Source organism: Virgibacillus salexigens, from assembly GCF_000723585.1.
GTDB lineage: Bacteria > Bacillota > Bacilli > Bacillales > Amphibacillaceae > Virgibacillus > Virgibacillus salexigens.
The window spans coordinates 657530-672548 of sequence record NZ_CCDP010000002.1; the positions used below are offsets into that span (position 1 = coordinate 657530).

Here is a 15019-nt window from a genome sequence, read left to right on the forward strand (position 1 = left end):
CGGTTGCTTTTCTCCTAACCTATGTGAATCCTAATGATTTTCACAGAAAAATAACAATAATTAGCGCTAAAATTTTTGACCATTCACCCATTTTAAGGATGAAGGCTATATTAAAAATAGCACAAAGTGGCTTGGATAAGAAAGTACTATTTTATTGTCAATTATATCTCAAATCCAAAGGAATGAATATGATTCATTTCATTGCATGCTCCTCATATAGTAAATCAATTATATTCCAAAAAAAGCAAAAATGGGGTTGACTTTTTGAAAAAACTCTCTTAGTATTAATGACAATAAACTTAATCAACTTAAGCATTGAAGAAGAGTAGTATTCTAATTGAACTCATAAGAGAGCTGATGGCTGGTGAGAATCAGTGTGATTCATTAGAAGAATGGACTTCTGAGCTTCCAAACCGAACCATAATTGCAGTAGGCTTTGGCGAATTCGTCTTATCGTTACCTGAGACAGATAGGCAGCAGTTTTAGCTTCCTATTGTCAAAGTGAGCTGTATTTAGCTAATAAAGGTGGTACCACGGTCCCCTCGTCCTTTTTTGGATGAGGGGCTTTTTCGTTTTCGTGTACGTAATTAAATAATGAAAATCGTTGCGTAAGAGGAGTAAGCAAGGATTAGGTCGTTCAAAGAGAGCTAGTGATGCTGGGATGCTAGCACGATCTACCCTGCTGAATGGACTTACAAGAGGTTTCTTGAAATAAGTAGTAGGGAAACACGGAGTTCCGCCGTTACACGGATAGAATATCGGATTGTATTAGATCCCGTATTCGAACAAAGATAAAAGCATTTGCTTTTCAACAGAGGTGGCACCGCGGTCCCATAATCGTCCTCTATAAACACAACTGATGTGTTTATAGAGGACTTTTTTTATGAAACGAAAAACAGAAAGGAAAGGATGAAAGACATGCCAACTAAAACAAATCATCAAATACTAAAGTTAAATGCCGATACCTTAACCCCGATTGAGCTATATAAACGGCTAACTGGAAACAAAAAATTTCTCCTAGAAAGTACATTTCAACACGAAACAAAGGGAAAGTATTCGTTTATTGGTTGCAATCCTTACCAAGAAATTATTGGCGATGGGAAACAAACAACGGTTGTCGATTCTAAAAAAAACACCGTTACGAAAATTAATCAAGATGCCTTAACTTATGTGGAACAGCACTTGCCATGTATCGAAATTGACCTCCCCCTCCCCTTTTATGGAGGAGCCATTGGATATATTGGTTACGATGCGATCCGTTGTGTAGAAGATATCGGAGAAAATCTGCCTGATGACCTTGAAATGCCCGATATCCACTTAATGCTCTATCAAGAGATTATTGTGTTTGATCATACTAGCGAATCCGTCTATATCGTTGCCATACAATTACCAGACGACCAAAGCACTGATTTATCTAAACGTATAGACAGTATGAAGGAACAAATACTCCAGCCAACGGCTACAACTGATCAGGGCACAACCACTTTTCATTTTTATCCAGAGATCGAACGCAAACATTTTGAACAAAATGTAGAAATCGCTAAACAGCATATAGAGCGCGGGGATATCTTTCAGGTTGTTTTATCGCAACGAATGAAAGCAAACGTCCATGGCGATTCCTTTTCCTTTTACCGCCAACTACGAAAGGTAAACCCATCTCCGTATATGTTCTATATTGACTTTGAAGACTATCTTTTACTCGGTGCTTCACCGGAAAGTCTTATTCAAACAAGCGGAAAAACAGTCATGACGAATCCAATTGCTGGGACTAGGCCGCGTGGCAAAACAGCATTACAAGATGAACAGCATATGAAAGAGTTGCTAAACGATGAAAAGGAAATTGCCGAACATCGCATGCTTGTTGATTTGAGCAGAAATGATCTCGGACGAATATGTGCAATCGGAAGTATTACCATTCCTACCTATATGGTGGTCGAAAAATACCAGCATGTCATGCATATTGTCTCAGAAGTACACGGGGAGCTTCGAGATGATACGACATCATTCGATGCCCTGAAATCTTGTCTACCTGCAGGTACCGTTTCTGGTGCCCCTAAAATACGAGCGATGCAAATCATTAATGATTTAGAAGATAAACAGCGTGGTGTCTATGGCGGTGGAGTTGGTTTTATTAGTTTTAATCACGACTTAACGATTGCACTCGCTATCCGTTCGCTTGTTATTAAAGAAGATTATGCATACCTGCAAACAGGTGCAGGGATTGTTTATGATTCGAAGCCGAATAAGGAATATGAAGAAACATTATTTAAAGCCCAATCACTTATGGAGGTGCCAGCTCATGATTCTATTAGTCGATAATTATGATTCTTTCACATACAACATTTATCAATACGTATCTGAAGCGGGATTCGATGTTCAAGTAGTTCGTAATAACCACGTCACCGTCGATGAAGTGAATGCTCTACAGCCACAAGCAATCATTATTTCTCCCGGACCAGGGCTACCTAAAGAATCAGGAATTTGTCTTGATTTAGTTCAAGCATTTTATCGACAGCTTCCAATATTAGGCGTTTGTTTAGGACATCAAATTATTGGAGAAGCATTAGGAGCTTCTGTTCGCCAAGCAAACCAAATTATGCACGGAAAAACATCATTAATTACGCATAAAGGAACAGGAATTTTTCAATATTTATCTCAACCAATCGAAGTCATGCGTTATCACTCAAATATACTAGAAGCAGCATCCATCCCACCACAGTTAGAAGTGGTGGCGACTTCAATGGATGACCATGCGGTGATGGCGATTCAACATCCTGTTTATCCGGTATATGGTGTACAATTCCATCCAGAATCAATTGGTACATCGATTGGACGTAAAATAATGAATCACTTCATTCAAGAACTTAGAGAGGAGACTCCCCATGAGAACTTATCTTGAGAAATTAATTCAAGGAAATAATTTAAGTATAGAAGAGATGAAGGCAGCAGCTCTTGCTTGTTTCAAGGAGTCTATTACAGAATCTGAAATTGCAGCTTTACTAACAGCTTTACAAGTAAAAGGAGAAACTGCAGAAGAAGTTACTGGTTTAGTAGAAGTTATTCTATCTCAATCCGCTTTTAACACTGACTCCATAGTGAACGCAATGGATAATTGCGGAACTGGAGGAGACATGTCAGGAAGCTTTAATATTAGTACAACTTCAGCATTTGTGATTGCCGGTGCCGGCGTTCCTGTTGCTAAACATGGAAACCGCAGTGTCTCCAGTAAAACGGGCAGTGCCGATGTCTTAGAATATTTGGGAGTGTCATTATTTTTCACCCGTTCTCAAGTAGAAGAATCGTTAGTACAAAATCAAATTGCTTTTTTATTCGCTCCCCATGTGCATAACGCGTTAAAACCATTTACAAAGGTGCGCAAAGATTTAGGTTTACCAACTATTTTCAATGTAATTGGACCGTTAACGAACCCGATTATGTTAAATTCGCAATTTATCGGTGTCTATCGTAAAGATAAACTTCATATCGTTGCACAGGCATTACGAAACTTAGGTAGAAAACGAGCGTTAGTAGTGAATGGTGCTGGAGGAATGGATGAAGCATCGCTGGCAGGTAAAAATCACCTTATTTTACTTGAGGATGGTGAACTAAAACCCTTCACTTTACATCCAGAAGAAGTTGGGTTGCCAGTATATTCCATTAAAGAAATTCAAGGTGGCGATGCTAAGAAAAATGCCACCATTACAAAAAATGTTCTGCAAGGAAACCCCAGTGCTTATTTAGATACAGTGATTTTAAATGCTGGACTTGGACTATATGCACATGGTACAGCATCCTCCATCAAGCATGGAATCGAATTAGCAAAGGAAAGTATTCATTCAGGAAAAGCGTTGGAGTGTTTAACTAACTTAGTTCATTTCAGTAAAAAATACGATAGCGAGGTGGTATAAGTGACAATGTTGGAAAAAATCCTAGCGAAGAAACAAATCGAAGTAGAGGAACTCGTAAACAAAGGAATGACGTTTGATTCAGCAAAACAACCGGTCCCTTTTAAAAGCAAAATTGCCGCTTCAACACATGTGCAGATTATATCGGAAATAAAACGGGCCTCCCCTTCAAAAGGGGATATAAAAACAAAGATAAACCATGTACAGCAGGCGAAACAATATGAAGCAAATGGTGCAGCCGCTATATCCGTATTAACGGATACTACCTTTTTTAAAGGATCCATTCAGGATTTGCAAGCAGTCTCTGACGCTGTGCAAATACCGGTCTTATGTAAGGATTTCATCATTCACCCTATCCAAATAGACCGAGCTAAAGCTGCTGGCGCTTCCATTATCCTATTAATTGTTGCTGCATTATCTAAACAGCAATTATACGAGTTATATCATTATGCTACGGAAAAAGAATTAGAAGTCATTTGCGAAGTTCATCAATTAGAGGAATTGGAGGATTTACTAGCGTTAGATCCTGCAATCATTGGAATTAATAACCGAAATTTAAAAACATTTGAAGTAGACTTACGAACAACAACTCACCTAGCAGCTCGTATAAAAAATAGAAATACATTAATTATCAGTGAAAGTGGATTACAAACTCGTGCAGATGCAATTTTAGCACGTGATGCCGGTGCAGAGGTGCTACTTATCGGCGAAACATTAATGCGTTCCGATAACTTATCCAAAACGTTTAATCACTTAAAAATTGCAAAGCAAAGGAGTGCAAAACATGCGCGTTAAAATATGTGGCATTCAATCAATGGATGCAGCTCAGGCAGCAGTTGAAGCAGGTGCTGATTTCATCGGCTTTGTGTTTGCCGGCAGCAAGCGATCCATCACTCCCGAAGCGGCTGCCACCATTGTAAATAACCTGCCTCAGTCAGTTAAAAAAGTAGGTGTCTTTGTAAATGAAAGCATTGAAACAATGAATACAATTGCTTCACTTGTTCCGCTTGATTATATCCAGCTTCACGGTGAAGAGAGTACCACCGTTGCTAAGCAACTTCAACGTCAGGTTATAAAAGCATATCCCGTAGATGCCCAGCAGCTATCTCGTATTAAAACCTATCCATGTGATGTTTATTTGTTAGACGGACCAGTAAAGGAAAGGCCAGGTGGTAATGGTGTTACATTCGATTGGAGTCTATTCAATCGTTTATCAATTCCAAGGGATAAAATTATGATTGCTGGTGGTCTGACACCAGCAAATGTCGGAGAGGCCATTCGAACACTTCGCCCATATGCTGTTGATGTATCAAGCGGAGTAGAAACGAAAGGTAGAAAGGATCCAGAGAAAATAAAGCAATTTATAGCTAATGCTAAACGAAAGGATGAGTTCCATGACAACCTACACAATGCCTGATGCCAATGGAAGATTTGGAGAGTTTGGGGGAAGATATGTTCCAGAAACACTAATGCCCGCTCTACTTGAATTAGAAAAGGCGTATGGAGAAGCAATAAATGATCCTGCATTTGTAGAGGAATTACATTATTACCTGAATCAATATATTGGTAGAGAAACACCTTTATACTATGCAGAGAACCTAACAAAGAAGCTTGGTGGTCCACAAATCTATTTAAAAAGGGAAGATTTAAACCATACCGGAGCACATAAGATAAATAACACCATTGGCCAGGCTCTATTAACATTACGAATGGGAAAGAAAAAGGTAGTCGCAGAAACAGGAGCTGGACAACATGGAGTTGCTACTGCTACGGTTTGTTCCCTTCTTGGCCTGGAATGTGTTGTCTTTATGGGTGAAGAGGATATGCGGAGACAGAAGTTAAATGTATTTCGGATGGAGTTATTAGGTGCAGAAGTACGTAGTGTCAAAAACGGAAGTGGTACGTTAAAGGATGCTGTCAATGATGCACTAAGATATTGGGTGACGAATGTCGAAGATACCCATTATATCCTCGGATCAGTAGTTGGACCTCATCCATTTCCGAAAATTGTTCGTGATTTTCAATCCGTTATTGGCAAAGAGACAAAACAGCAAATCCTCAAACAAGATGGTTCATTACCCGATGCCGTGATTGCATGTGTAGGTGGAGGCAGTAATGCGATGGGAATGTTTTACCCGTTTATTGAAGATAAGCAAGTAAGGTTGTACGGGGTCGAAGCCGGGGGAGCTGGATTAGATACGAATCAACATGCATCCGTATTAGTAAATCCAAACCCAGGGATCTTACATGGGACCATGACGAATTTACTTCAGGATGAACATGGACAAATTCAAGAGGCTTTTTCTATATCAGCTGGACTAGATTATCCTGGTGTCGGCCCAGAACATAGCCATTTAAATGATACGGGGCGCGTTATATATGTATCGATTACCGATGATGAAGCGGTCACTGCATTTCAATCATTGTCGCAAACCGAAGGAATTATTCCCGCACTAGAAAGTGCACATGCGATCGCTTATGCTGAAAAATTAGCTGCAGAAATGAATTCAGATCAAAGGTTGGTCATTTGTCTCTCTGGACGCGGAGATAAAGATGTTGAGCAAATAAAACAAGTATTGGAGGAGAAATAAATGGGGAAAGAAAAACTAGATAATTACCTTAATCAACTTCAAAGTGAAAATAAAAACCTCTTCGTTCCCTATATTATGGCTGGAGATGGTGGCCTAGATAACCTAGAAGAACGCATTCTATTTTTACAAGAATGTGGTGCAGCAGCTATCGAAGTTGGTATTCCATTTTCCGATCCCGTCGCAGATGGACCAACCATACAAAATGCCGGCAAACGATCCCTAGATCATGCAACAACATTAACTGCAGTATTAGATAAGCTCGCATCCTTTAAAGAGAAGCGTATAGTGCCAATTATTGTAATGGCATATATCAACCCAATATATAAATATGGCGTAGAATCATTTGCAGATTCTTGTGTCCAAGCTGGCATAGATGGGCTGATTATTCCAGATTTGCCATTAGAAGAGGAAGCCATGGTAACAGATGCGCTTCAACATAGGGCAATTGCACTGATTCGACTTGCAGCGCTAACTAGCTCTAGTGAACGGATTGAAACATTGGCCCATCGATCAGAAGGCTTTCTATATGCGGTTACAGTCACTGGAACGACAGGCGTGAGATCTTCTTATGAATCAAAGGTAAAGACATACCTTCAACAAGTAAAACAACAAAGTCCTGTTCCTGTTTTAGCCGGATTTGGCGTTTCCACTAATGAACAAGCGAAAGAGCTTGGTTCTTATTGCGACGGCGTTGTCGTCGGAAGCAAGATTGTCGATCTTTTTCATGAAGGAAAGACAGAACAAATTAAACAATTAATTCAAGCAAGCATCTAGAACTGGAAAGAGGTTGGTCACTGATCGATCTCTTTCTGTTCTTTAATCATTTCCCCCTTTGTTTACGTGCCCTATCATACACTTCCTTACTTATTTCCCCACGCTCAAATCGTTCCTTTAACAATTCAAGCGAATCTTTCTTTGGGTTCTTTTTGGCACGAAAGCGAAAAAGAATCCCCAGGATAATGATCACTAAAGCAAGCGATAACCAAAAACGAAAGGTTTGATCCATAAATATTGCAGTCATCATCTATCACCTCTATTTATACGATAACCCGTTTTCATCATTTTAAGCATTATTTTCCCCACGCGCACGCGCATCCATCTGATGTTACATTTTTGCCGCTCATAATAATATCTACCTCTAACAGCGGCCCACTCCGATATCACTAGAATGCTGATTGACACATAACAAACTACATAAAACGAAAAAAGCCGAGGATCAGTCGGCTTTTTTCTGGGAGAACAATTCATGGGTAAAATCTATACAAGCTTGTAATGATTTATATTATCATATGACTTATTCCTATAAAGGCATCGGCATATCCACTAGGGTATCCATACATTTTTAATTACTTACTAGACTACTACCTTATTTTTTAAAAACTAGACTTTTATACAGGCTAAAATGAGAGCGAAGCATAAACTATTATAATTCGTTAGCTGTACAAAAGGAGAGATCATATGGGTTGTAATAAAAGAAAGAAAAAGACCTGTTCAAAAGGCTGTTCTTCAAAAAAACAACGAAAGGATTGCATCTGTGATATTGTCCGCCGAATTATAGATGCTCAACATGAAGTACGTAACGACTGTCATTGTGATTCCAGCTGTCACACCTCGATTGAACAATTACGTGGGAAAAAACACGGACCAAGGCATACTACCATCCCTTTTATGTTGTATGATAAATGTAGTTGTGAACCATTTATTGGTAGTGGTGTTTCGAAGACTTGCTCGTGTCATCGCCACGGATTTGAATGCATTGAATCACCAATTTTCCGTGCCAAACACTTTGCGAAGGGAAGCAAATGCTGTGTAAATCTTGAGCTGCTGTTACCGATATCAGATGGATACGAAACTTCTACTGGGCATTGCAGTCATGCTTGCGCCTTTTTTCCAGACGATACTAGGGTCACTGATTTTCAAGCAACTGGCGTATGTATCACCGTTGATTTAAGTCATTTTTTTGCAATTACTTGTTTAGACCCCATTACTCCATGGGAATAGATGCACTCCCCTAGGAGTCTTAAAAAAAGTAAGTTAGATAAAAAATCTGAACGATCATCTAAAGCCGAAGCTAGATTCGAAAAGTAGTTCAGATTTTTTATCGTTTATTTTTGCAAGCAGATGATTCCTACCAAAAGGAATGAATCATTTGGCGGTTCATTATCGAGCGCTCGTTTTCATTCTTTTCGGGCCCTTTACTCACTCTGAGAGGAGTTTTTAGATTTTCTTTTTTGTTTTTCCTCTTTCATTTCCTTTCTCAAATCTTCTAATGGAATAGCATCGACATGCTTTTGGTCTTCAAATTCATCTAATTTTGTTCGATCTTCTTTTATATCTTTTTTTCGTTTTTCTGGTTTATGCTCATTGCTCATATATACCACCTCATTGTTTTTACTTACCTATTCCTGCATTCTTCATGCGTAAAACGTAGAATGAGTAGAAACATATCTTCTGTGCTATTCTAATAAAAGGAGGTCTTGCCATGCATACATTTCAAGAATTAAAACAGATAAATGATATCAATTCCTTTATTGAGGAACATGAACTGGCTTTTCTGTTTATATCGCGTGAGGGATGTAGTGTTTGTCATAGTCTATTACCACAAGTACAGCAATTATTAACCGATTATCCACAAATAACAGCAGTGCATATTCGAGCTGAACTGGTAGAAGAAGTCGCCAGTCGTTTTTCCATCTTTACCGTCCCGGTGCTCCTTCTCTTTGTCAATGGAAAAGAATATATCCGCGAAGCACGTATTGTGCATTTAGACTTACTCGAAGCGAAAATCAAGCGTATCTACAAAAATGTGGTTGGAACGGATTAACGAACCAACCACATTTTTTCTTATCTAATGGTCATATTGTAAATTTCAAACCCACCATCTTTTTGACGGTTATCTAATTTACCTTTATATAAGACTTCTCCATCGGAAAGACGTACAACATGCAAATAAACGTCCGTCTTGTCCGGATTCTGTCCACTCAGTACATAGGCATTCCCTTCATGGATACGAATCACATTCATCCGATAGGGTTCTTGAATGGCATTTGAACCTGGATTTTTCCCATCAAATGAACGAGGCTCAGTAAATGTCGATTCTGGTAATTTTACTTCTATCGTATTTTGTACTGCTTGCTTTGAAAGATCATAAGGGGTGATCTCTAATCCGCCTTCCGTACTTTTCCAGAAATATAACATATTCGACTGCTTGTCTATCCATGCCTCTTGCGAAAGGGTATCTTTAGGAAGATCAACACGGAATTGTTCCTCTGTTTTCAAGTTTACTACAATGAGTTTGTTGACTTCCTCCTCATTTACTTCTCTTACTGACACGGCCATGTATTCATTTGAATATATTTCCTCCGCACCACCCAATAAAGAAGCAACTTCATTTGGGTGATTGTTATCATAACCTACAAAAGAAAGCAACCGCTCTTCACTAATTAGCTTTTCTCCTGCTATATTTAAACGATATACCCTTGTTTCATTTGATGGATGATCGGATGTTGGTTCCATTGTATCGTTATTCGTAATAACAAATAGATTGCCATTTTCTACTCGAATATCCAATAGGCTTATATAATCGTAAGCATCTTCGTTTGGAATATTCACGCTGAAGGAATTTACTTCTTTGGTATCTTTTCTAAACACTTCAACGGCTAATCGGAAGTCTGTCTCCCTAACCTGATTAAGTTCTCTGTTTGATTCTATTTCAACGGATACCAGAAGTTCTTCATCTTCATAAAAATGGTTTAGCTCTTTACTTTTCCCACGCATAAAATTACGATGGTCTTCAATTAAATCTTCAATAATCGGATGGGTTGTTAATCCATTCATTCGCTCAATAAAGAATAGCTCATTTTGATAAATCGTATCATTTTTCGTTATTTTCATCGCACCCGTTTGATCAATAGGGTGACCATAGATTGTTACATTTTCTAATAATTGCTCATCTCCACTTTGAGTATCCCAATCGTAATCTGGCAGTTGACCGTTCGCAATCGCTCTTTGTAAGTAAAATGCGCCAATACAAATCATTACAACGAACGGTATTAGTATTAATTTCCAAAATCGTCCCATTATTGTGACCCCCTCTATACCGTGATCTTTTTATTTAGTAAAAAACGACTAAGCCAGATAGAGCTAGCAATGATGATACAGCCCAAAGCAACCTCTAAGATAATAATCTCACCGATATACAGATAATAATTTCCACTGAGTTCACTAATAAGTACAGGTGAGAGGAAGATTCCGCTTGCCACGATACAGTATCCAGCCCCCATTAATACGCCCTTCCAACGATAGCTTCGTTCTAATAAAATAGCGGTGAATAGAGTGAATACTGCTATTAAACCAGTTCCATAAATAAGAATAAACTCGATGAAAGTCTTCGGAAAAAGCACTACATATGCACTATTAATCGCATTCATGATCTGTGGAATACTGGTAAATTGAATGAACTCCAACGGTACAATTAACTCTACGATCAGTTCTTCGATATAAAGAAGCACGAGTTGTAAAGCAATTAACCCCAATACCATTAAGAAAATAGCTGTCGCTTTTGCAAAAAATACATTTAACCTCGAAGTAGGTAGCATAAGCAGACGATAAATAAATGTATTCTTACCATACCAATCACGGTACCAAATAAAGAAAGTATAAAAGATAAGGCCGGCAACACAGAATGCAATTGGCCCAAAAAACCAAAGGCTGTCCATTAAATTAAGTAAACTAAAATATCCATAATTATGAATGAACGCTGATGTTTGCAGAGACTCTTCATTCATAATACGACTAGCTCTATTCATATAGTCATTTGCTACAATAATCGTTCCGATTATCTGCACAGTAACCGTAATGGCTATCAAAACAAGGTAAATCTTAAAAAACCGATCAATTTCAAAGTTTGTTAGTTTTAAATAGCTTTTCACGATTGATACACCTCTCTCATGACATCCACAACAGATTTCCCTTCTACTTCACGCATTTCTTCGGTGTTAAATTGTTTAATTACCACACCATCATCTAGCAATATGACTTTATCAATCAGATGTTCTATATCATTGATTTCATGTGTAGTAATAATGACACCACGATCTTCTATCAGATGACTTGTAAACACATTTGCAATTTGTTCTCTACTAAACATATCAATTCCGGAAAAGGGTTCATCCATTAATACATAGTCCACATCCAACGCTAATCCGAGCAATAAATTTACTTTTGCTGTATTTCCTTTCGATAAACTTGCGATTTTCTCATCTGGGTTTAACTTAAAAAACGATAATAGCTCCAATGCTCGTTGATCATTCCATGATTTATAATAATCACGCATGAATTGCATCGATTCTTCAATTGTCATATGAGGAAGGACAGTAATTGCATCAGGAATAAAAGTAATTCTATCAAAGGTGTCTTTTTTTATAGCCTTACCGTCAATCTGTATACTGCCTTTGTTAATTGGTGTTAAAGCCATAATGGCATTCATAATAGTTGTTTTACCAACCCCATTGATACCAATTAGACAAGTAATTTCTCCCTTTTTTGCTGTGAAATTCACGCCTTTTAGTACTTGTTTTCGGCCGAATTTCTTTATAATATTATGAACTTCAATCATTGCTCTCCCCCCTTTTATTCTCATCACTTACTTCTTCATATTTTTCTTTTAAGATAGCAACTACTTCTTCGAATGGCACCTGTATCGAATGAACGGAAGCAACAAACGAATCAACCGCCTCAATAATAAGTTCCTCGCGCACGGAATGCAGCATTTTTTCATCCTTGGTGATTTTACTAGGTAAATTACGTTCTGTATAAATCAAGCCTGCTTCCTCCATTTCTTTATAAGCTCGCTGAACGGTATTTGGATTAATCTTTAATTCACTTGCTAATTCTCTACGTGAAGGAATCTCCTGACCAGGTTCAAGCATATTGGTAGCAATTTGTTGTTTAAAATAACGAACAACTTGAACATAAACCGGATCCCGATTATTAAAATTAACCTTCATAGCAACAACTCCTATTATTCGTCTGATGTTCCTCCATTGTGTATTAACCAATTAATACACGCGATGCAAAAATATATATTGTATTAACCACGTAATACGCTCCTGAAGTGTATTATACGGTTGATACACTAAAATTGTCAATGCCTTATTTTCACCGTGTTATTATAGGAAGCGAACAATGCCATAAATATGCTAGAATAAAGCACAGCAGACTGAATTTTAGAAGGGAACAGATAAATCTATGAAACTTGTATCGTGGAATGTAAATGGGCTTCGTGCCTGTATACGCAAAGGGTTTTTAGATTATTTTTATGAAGTAGATGCAGATATATTCTGCGTTCAAGAAATTAAATTACAGGAAGGACAAATTGATCTAGACCTAAACGGTTATCACCAATATTGGAACTACGCACAAAGAAAGGGATATTCTGGAACAGCTGTATTTACCAAACAAAAACCGTTATCCGTTTCTTATGGCTTAGGTAACGAATCGTCTCAAGAAGAAGGCCGGATTATTACATTAGAGTATAAAGATTTTTATTTAGTTAATGTCTATACACCGAATTCAAAGCGAGATTTAACAAGATTAGATTACCGCTTGGCATGGGAGAACGAACTTTATACGTACTTAAAAGCATTAGATACAAAAAAAGCAGTTATTTATTGCGGCGATCTAAACGTCGCCCATCAAGAGATTGACTTAAGAAATCATAAAACAAATCATGGAAATTCAGGATTCACCACAGAAGAACGAGGCAAAATGTCACGCATACTAGAAAATGGATTTACCGATAGCCTTCGACATTTTCACCCGCATACGGAAGGCTTATATTCTTGGTGGTCCTATATGAAGACAATTCGGGAAAGAAATGTCGGTTGGCGCATTGATTACTTTATTGTTTCGGATCGTCTAACATCTAAATTGGTTGATGCGGATATTCATTCACGTGTATATGGAAGTGACCATTGTCCAATTTTTATGGAAATGTATGAACGGTTGTAACATGTTGTTCATCTTCTATTCATAAACCTTTAATAAGCTAAACGATAAACCGTACCATTTCAATACAAAGGAGCGTTCTACTTGAACACGTATAGTAAAACATTATTACGTTTTTCAGCGATTTTTGCAGTGATTGGTGCATTTATAGGTTCCCACATGGCTGGCGCAGGCGGGTATGAATTTCGTACTGTACACGCTCATATCCTAGTTGTTGGCTGGCTAACATTATTTGCATGGGCCGTTTATTATAAAGTATTTCCTCCTGCAAATAAATTGTTGGCAACCCTCCATGTATGGACTGCTATTATCGGCGCAATTGGCTTAACAGCTGGAATGTGGCTATACTACTTGCGGCCATTTGATTTGAACGAAACTATGACAACCGTTCTCTTTATTGTTGGCGGATCCATCTTACTCATTAGCTTTGCTTTGTTTTTAATTTTAACTTTTCTTAAACTAGAAGATGAGGTATGAAAGAGATAAGCAGAGTATAAGAAATAGTCTTAATCAAGTTAAGAGGGGGGCTGCGTACTGTGGCTAGCCCCCTATCATTATTGCCTTTGTTTTTGGAAATAATCAAATATACCAAGTGCGCTGACTTGCATATCTAAATTAATCAAGCTATAAACTTCATGATCATCAGCAATACCTCTTGACCGTAAGTTTACTTTAATTCTAGATAATAATTGCTCAGCTAATTCATAATACGATTGACCTGATGCATAGACCTGTTCTCCCGTTGCTACAAATAGATCAAGCCACCCTTCCACTTGGTCTAATGCTGCTTCTGGTGAGTCGCTTACTCCAAAATGACCATAATAGATACGGTCCACATTTAAGGTTCGAATACGGTCAATCGCCTTTTGCATAGCAGCAGGATTAAATTGATTTGGTGATGTTGAGGGTAAATAGAACGGTACTCCTTGCTCCACTAATTGATGGTATTTAATTCCAACGGTATCTCCAGTAAATATTCCATTACTTACAGGATCATATATACTGAAATGGTGTTTTGCATGACCTGGAGTATCTAGAAATTCTAGTATACAGTCAGCACCAATCTTTAATGTATCGCCATCAGCTTTAACGACCAGCCTATCTTTAGTAATTGGCATAATCGGATCAAATAAATCGGAAAAACTATCCCCATACACAGCACGAGCCCCTGCAGCCAGCTTTTTCGGATCAATAAGATGTCTCTCCCCTCGTGGGTGGACCACTACAGATGCATAAGGGCATTCCTTTATCAATACGCCTGCACCTCCAGCATGATCGAGATGAATATGGGTGACGATAATATATTTCACCTGATCTAATCGAAACCCTAATTTTTCTAACCCGCTTTTCACATGCTTTACCGATGGACTTGGCCCCGTTTCGACTAACGTTAATTCTTGTTCATTAATTACGTATGTCCCTGTTCGGTTTGGTACACCTAGATCAAATCCATCGATTAAGTGGATGCGTTCATCCAATTGAATAGGTGCTTTGCTTTCCATTTCTACTCCTCCT

At 38.2% G+C, this 15019-nt stretch carries 18 protein-coding genes and 2 other annotated features; of the genes, 11 read left to right on the top strand and 7 right to left on the bottom strand.

The annotated features are described in order from the left end of the window. Positions 1-306 precede the first annotated feature (306 nt). Positions 307-553 (top strand) — a binding site (T-box leader). 42 nt (positions 554-595) lie between these two features. Continuing rightward, positions 596-848 (top strand) — a binding site (T-box leader). A gap of 70 nt (positions 849-918) precedes the next feature. From trpE to trpA, 7 genes are read left to right on the top strand one after another with little or no spacing between them, the layout of a single operon-like run. Beyond that, the gene (gene trpE / locus BN990_RS16170) at positions 919-2319 is read left to right on the top strand and encodes an anthranilate synthase component I (protein WP_021288734.1); all 1401 of its coding nucleotides are present in this window, start codon (positions 919-921) and stop codon (positions 2317-2319) included. Then, positions 2300-2899 carry an anthranilate synthase component II gene (locus BN990_RS16175; RefSeq protein ID WP_038245798.1) on the top strand — a complete coding sequence of 200 codons (600 nt, stop codon included), beginning with the start codon at positions 2300-2302 and terminating at the stop codon, positions 2897-2899. The genes trpE and BN990_RS16175 overlap by 20 nt, the downstream gene beginning before the upstream one ends. Beyond that, positions 2883-3908 carry an anthranilate phosphoribosyltransferase gene (gene trpD, locus BN990_RS16180; RefSeq protein WP_021288736.1) on the top strand — a complete coding sequence of 342 codons (1026 nt, stop codon included), beginning with the start codon at positions 2883-2885 and terminating at the stop codon, positions 3906-3908. The genes BN990_RS16175 and trpD overlap by 17 nt, the downstream gene beginning before the upstream one ends. A 6-nt stretch (positions 3909-3914) precedes the next feature. Next, entirely contained in the window at positions 3915-4700 is a 786-nt protein-coding gene (gene trpC, locus BN990_RS16185; RefSeq protein WP_202406577.1) for an indole-3-glycerol phosphate synthase TrpC, read from the top strand. Then, positions 4690-5322 carry a phosphoribosylanthranilate isomerase gene (locus tag BN990_RS16190; protein WP_021288738.1) on the top strand — a complete coding sequence of 211 codons (633 nt, stop codon included), beginning with the start codon at positions 4690-4692 and terminating at the stop codon, positions 5320-5322. The genes trpC and BN990_RS16190 overlap by 11 nt, the downstream gene beginning before the upstream one ends. Next, entirely contained in the window at positions 5300-6496 is a 1197-nt protein-coding gene (gene trpB, locus BN990_RS16195) for a tryptophan synthase subunit beta (protein WP_038245799.1), read from the top strand. Before BN990_RS16190 ends, trpB begins: the two co-directional genes overlap by 23 nt. After that, entirely contained in the window at positions 6497-7270 is a 774-nt protein-coding gene (gene trpA, locus BN990_RS16200; RefSeq protein WP_021288740.1) for a tryptophan synthase subunit alpha, read from the top strand. Between the two features lie 46 nt (positions 7271-7316). On the opposite strand, the gene BN990_RS16205 is transcribed toward trpA, so the two are convergent. Continuing rightward, entirely contained in the window at positions 7317-7517 is a 201-nt protein-coding gene (locus BN990_RS16205; protein WP_021288741.1) for an SHOCT domain-containing protein, read from the bottom strand. A gap of 437 nt (positions 7518-7954) precedes the next feature. On the opposite strand from BN990_RS16205, the gene BN990_RS21600 reads away from it, so the two are divergent. Further along, the gene (locus BN990_RS21600; RefSeq protein WP_021288742.1) at positions 7955-8497 is read left to right on the top strand and encodes a CotY/CotZ family spore coat protein; all 543 of its coding nucleotides are present in this window, start codon (positions 7955-7957) and stop codon (positions 8495-8497) included. Positions 8498-8691: 194 nt separating this feature from the next. Here the strand turns inward: BN990_RS21600 and BN990_RS22950 are convergent, their stop codons facing one another. After that, positions 8692-8868 (bottom strand): hypothetical protein, encoded by a 177-nt coding sequence (locus BN990_RS22950; RefSeq protein ID WP_021288743.1) that lies wholly within the window; start codon positions 8866-8868, stop codon positions 8692-8694. Positions 8869-8978: 110 nt separating this feature from the next. Between BN990_RS22950 and BN990_RS16215 the strand changes: the two genes are divergently transcribed. After that, entirely contained in the window at positions 8979-9320 is a 342-nt protein-coding gene (locus tag BN990_RS16215) for a thioredoxin family protein (RefSeq protein WP_021288744.1), read from the top strand. Positions 9321-9340: 20 nt separating this feature from the next. Here BN990_RS16215 and BN990_RS16220 read toward each other — a convergent pair whose 3' ends face one another. The 4 genes from BN990_RS16220 to BN990_RS16235 are packed head-to-tail and all read right to left on the bottom strand — an operon-like array spanning position 9341 to position 12504. Continuing rightward, positions 9341-10576, bottom strand: a complete 1236-nt coding sequence (locus BN990_RS16220; RefSeq protein WP_038245800.1) for a hypothetical protein — start codon at positions 10574-10576, stop codon at positions 9341-9343. Positions 10577-10590: 14 nt separating this feature from the next. Next, positions 10591-11427: a hypothetical protein gene (locus BN990_RS16225; RefSeq protein ID WP_038245801.1), complete on the bottom strand. Its 837-nt coding sequence runs from the start codon at positions 11425-11427 to the stop codon at positions 10591-10593. Next, positions 11424-12113, bottom strand: a complete 690-nt coding sequence (locus BN990_RS16230; protein WP_021288747.1) for an ABC transporter ATP-binding protein — start codon at positions 12111-12113, stop codon at positions 11424-11426. Before BN990_RS16230 ends, BN990_RS16225 begins: the two co-directional genes overlap by 4 nt. Then, positions 12106-12504, bottom strand: coding sequence for a GntR family transcriptional regulator (locus BN990_RS16235; protein ID WP_021288748.1), 399 nt, complete (start codon positions 12502-12504; stop codon positions 12106-12108). Before BN990_RS16235 ends, BN990_RS16230 begins: the two co-directional genes overlap by 8 nt. Before the next feature lie 241 nt (positions 12505-12745). Here BN990_RS16235 and BN990_RS16240 point away from each other — a divergent pair, with 241 nt between their 5' ends. Next, the gene (locus tag BN990_RS16240) at positions 12746-13507 is read left to right on the top strand and encodes an exodeoxyribonuclease III (protein WP_038245802.1); all 762 of its coding nucleotides are present in this window, start codon (positions 12746-12748) and stop codon (positions 13505-13507) included. An 81-nt stretch (positions 13508-13588) separates the two neighbouring features. Beyond that, on the top strand, positions 13589-13981 hold the full coding sequence (locus BN990_RS16245) for a hypothetical protein (protein ID WP_021288750.1): 393 nt from the start codon (positions 13589-13591) through the stop codon (positions 13979-13981). 77 nt (positions 13982-14058) lie between these two features. On the opposite strand, the gene BN990_RS16250 is transcribed toward BN990_RS16245, so the two are convergent. Then, positions 14059-15006 (bottom strand): MBL fold metallo-hydrolase, encoded by a 948-nt coding sequence (locus tag BN990_RS16250; protein ID WP_038245803.1) that lies wholly within the window; start codon positions 15004-15006, stop codon positions 14059-14061. Positions 15007-15019 lie beyond the last annotated feature (13 nt).

Excerpts from the sequence above, each read along its gene's own strand:
- BN990_RS16215 (WP_021288744.1), top strand. The coding sequence starts at position 8,979 with ATGCATACATTTCAAGAATTAAAACAGATAAATGATATCAATTCCTTT.
- trpC (WP_202406577.1), top strand. The coding sequence starts at position 3,915 with ATGTTGGAAAAAATCCTAGCGAAGAAACAAATCGAAGTAGAGGAACTC.
- BN990_RS22950 (WP_021288743.1), bottom strand. The coding sequence starts at position 8,868 with ATGAGCAATGAGCATAAACCAGAAAAACGAAAAAAAGATATAAAAGAA.
- BN990_RS21600 (WP_021288742.1), top strand. The coding sequence starts at position 7,955 with ATGGGTTGTAATAAAAGAAAGAAAAAGACCTGTTCAAAAGGCTGTTCT.
- BN990_RS16220 (WP_038245800.1), bottom strand. The coding sequence starts at position 10,576 with ATGGGACGATTTTGGAAATTAATACTAATACCGTTCGTTGTAATGATT.
- BN990_RS16190 (WP_021288738.1), top strand. The coding sequence starts at position 4,690 with ATGCGCGTTAAAATATGTGGCATTCAATCAATGGATGCAGCTCAGGCA.
- trpE (WP_021288734.1), top strand. The coding sequence starts at position 919 with ATGCCAACTAAAACAAATCATCAAATACTAAAGTTAAATGCCGATACC.
- BN990_RS16205 (WP_021288741.1), bottom strand. The coding sequence starts at position 7,517 with ATGACTGCAATATTTATGGATCAAACCTTTCGTTTTTGGTTATCGCTT.
- trpA (WP_021288740.1), top strand. The coding sequence starts at position 6,497 with ATGGGGAAAGAAAAACTAGATAATTACCTTAATCAACTTCAAAGTGAA.
- BN990_RS16230 (WP_021288747.1), bottom strand. The coding sequence starts at position 12,113 with ATGATTGAAGTTCATAATATTATAAAGAAATTCGGCCGAAAACAAGTA.
- BN990_RS16235 (WP_021288748.1), bottom strand. The coding sequence starts at position 12,504 with ATGAAGGTTAATTTTAATAATCGGGATCCGGTTTATGTTCAAGTTGTT.
- trpB (WP_038245799.1), top strand. The coding sequence starts at position 5,300 with ATGACAACCTACACAATGCCTGATGCCAATGGAAGATTTGGAGAGTTT.
- BN990_RS16175 (WP_038245798.1), top strand. The coding sequence starts at position 2,300 with ATGATTCTATTAGTCGATAATTATGATTCTTTCACATACAACATTTAT.
- trpD (WP_021288736.1), top strand. The coding sequence starts at position 2,883 with ATGAGAACTTATCTTGAGAAATTAATTCAAGGAAATAATTTAAGTATA.
- BN990_RS16240 (WP_038245802.1), top strand. The coding sequence starts at position 12,746 with ATGAAACTTGTATCGTGGAATGTAAATGGGCTTCGTGCCTGTATACGC.
- BN990_RS16250 (WP_038245803.1), bottom strand. The coding sequence starts at position 15,006 with ATGGAAAGCAAAGCACCTATTCAATTGGATGAACGCATCCACTTAATC.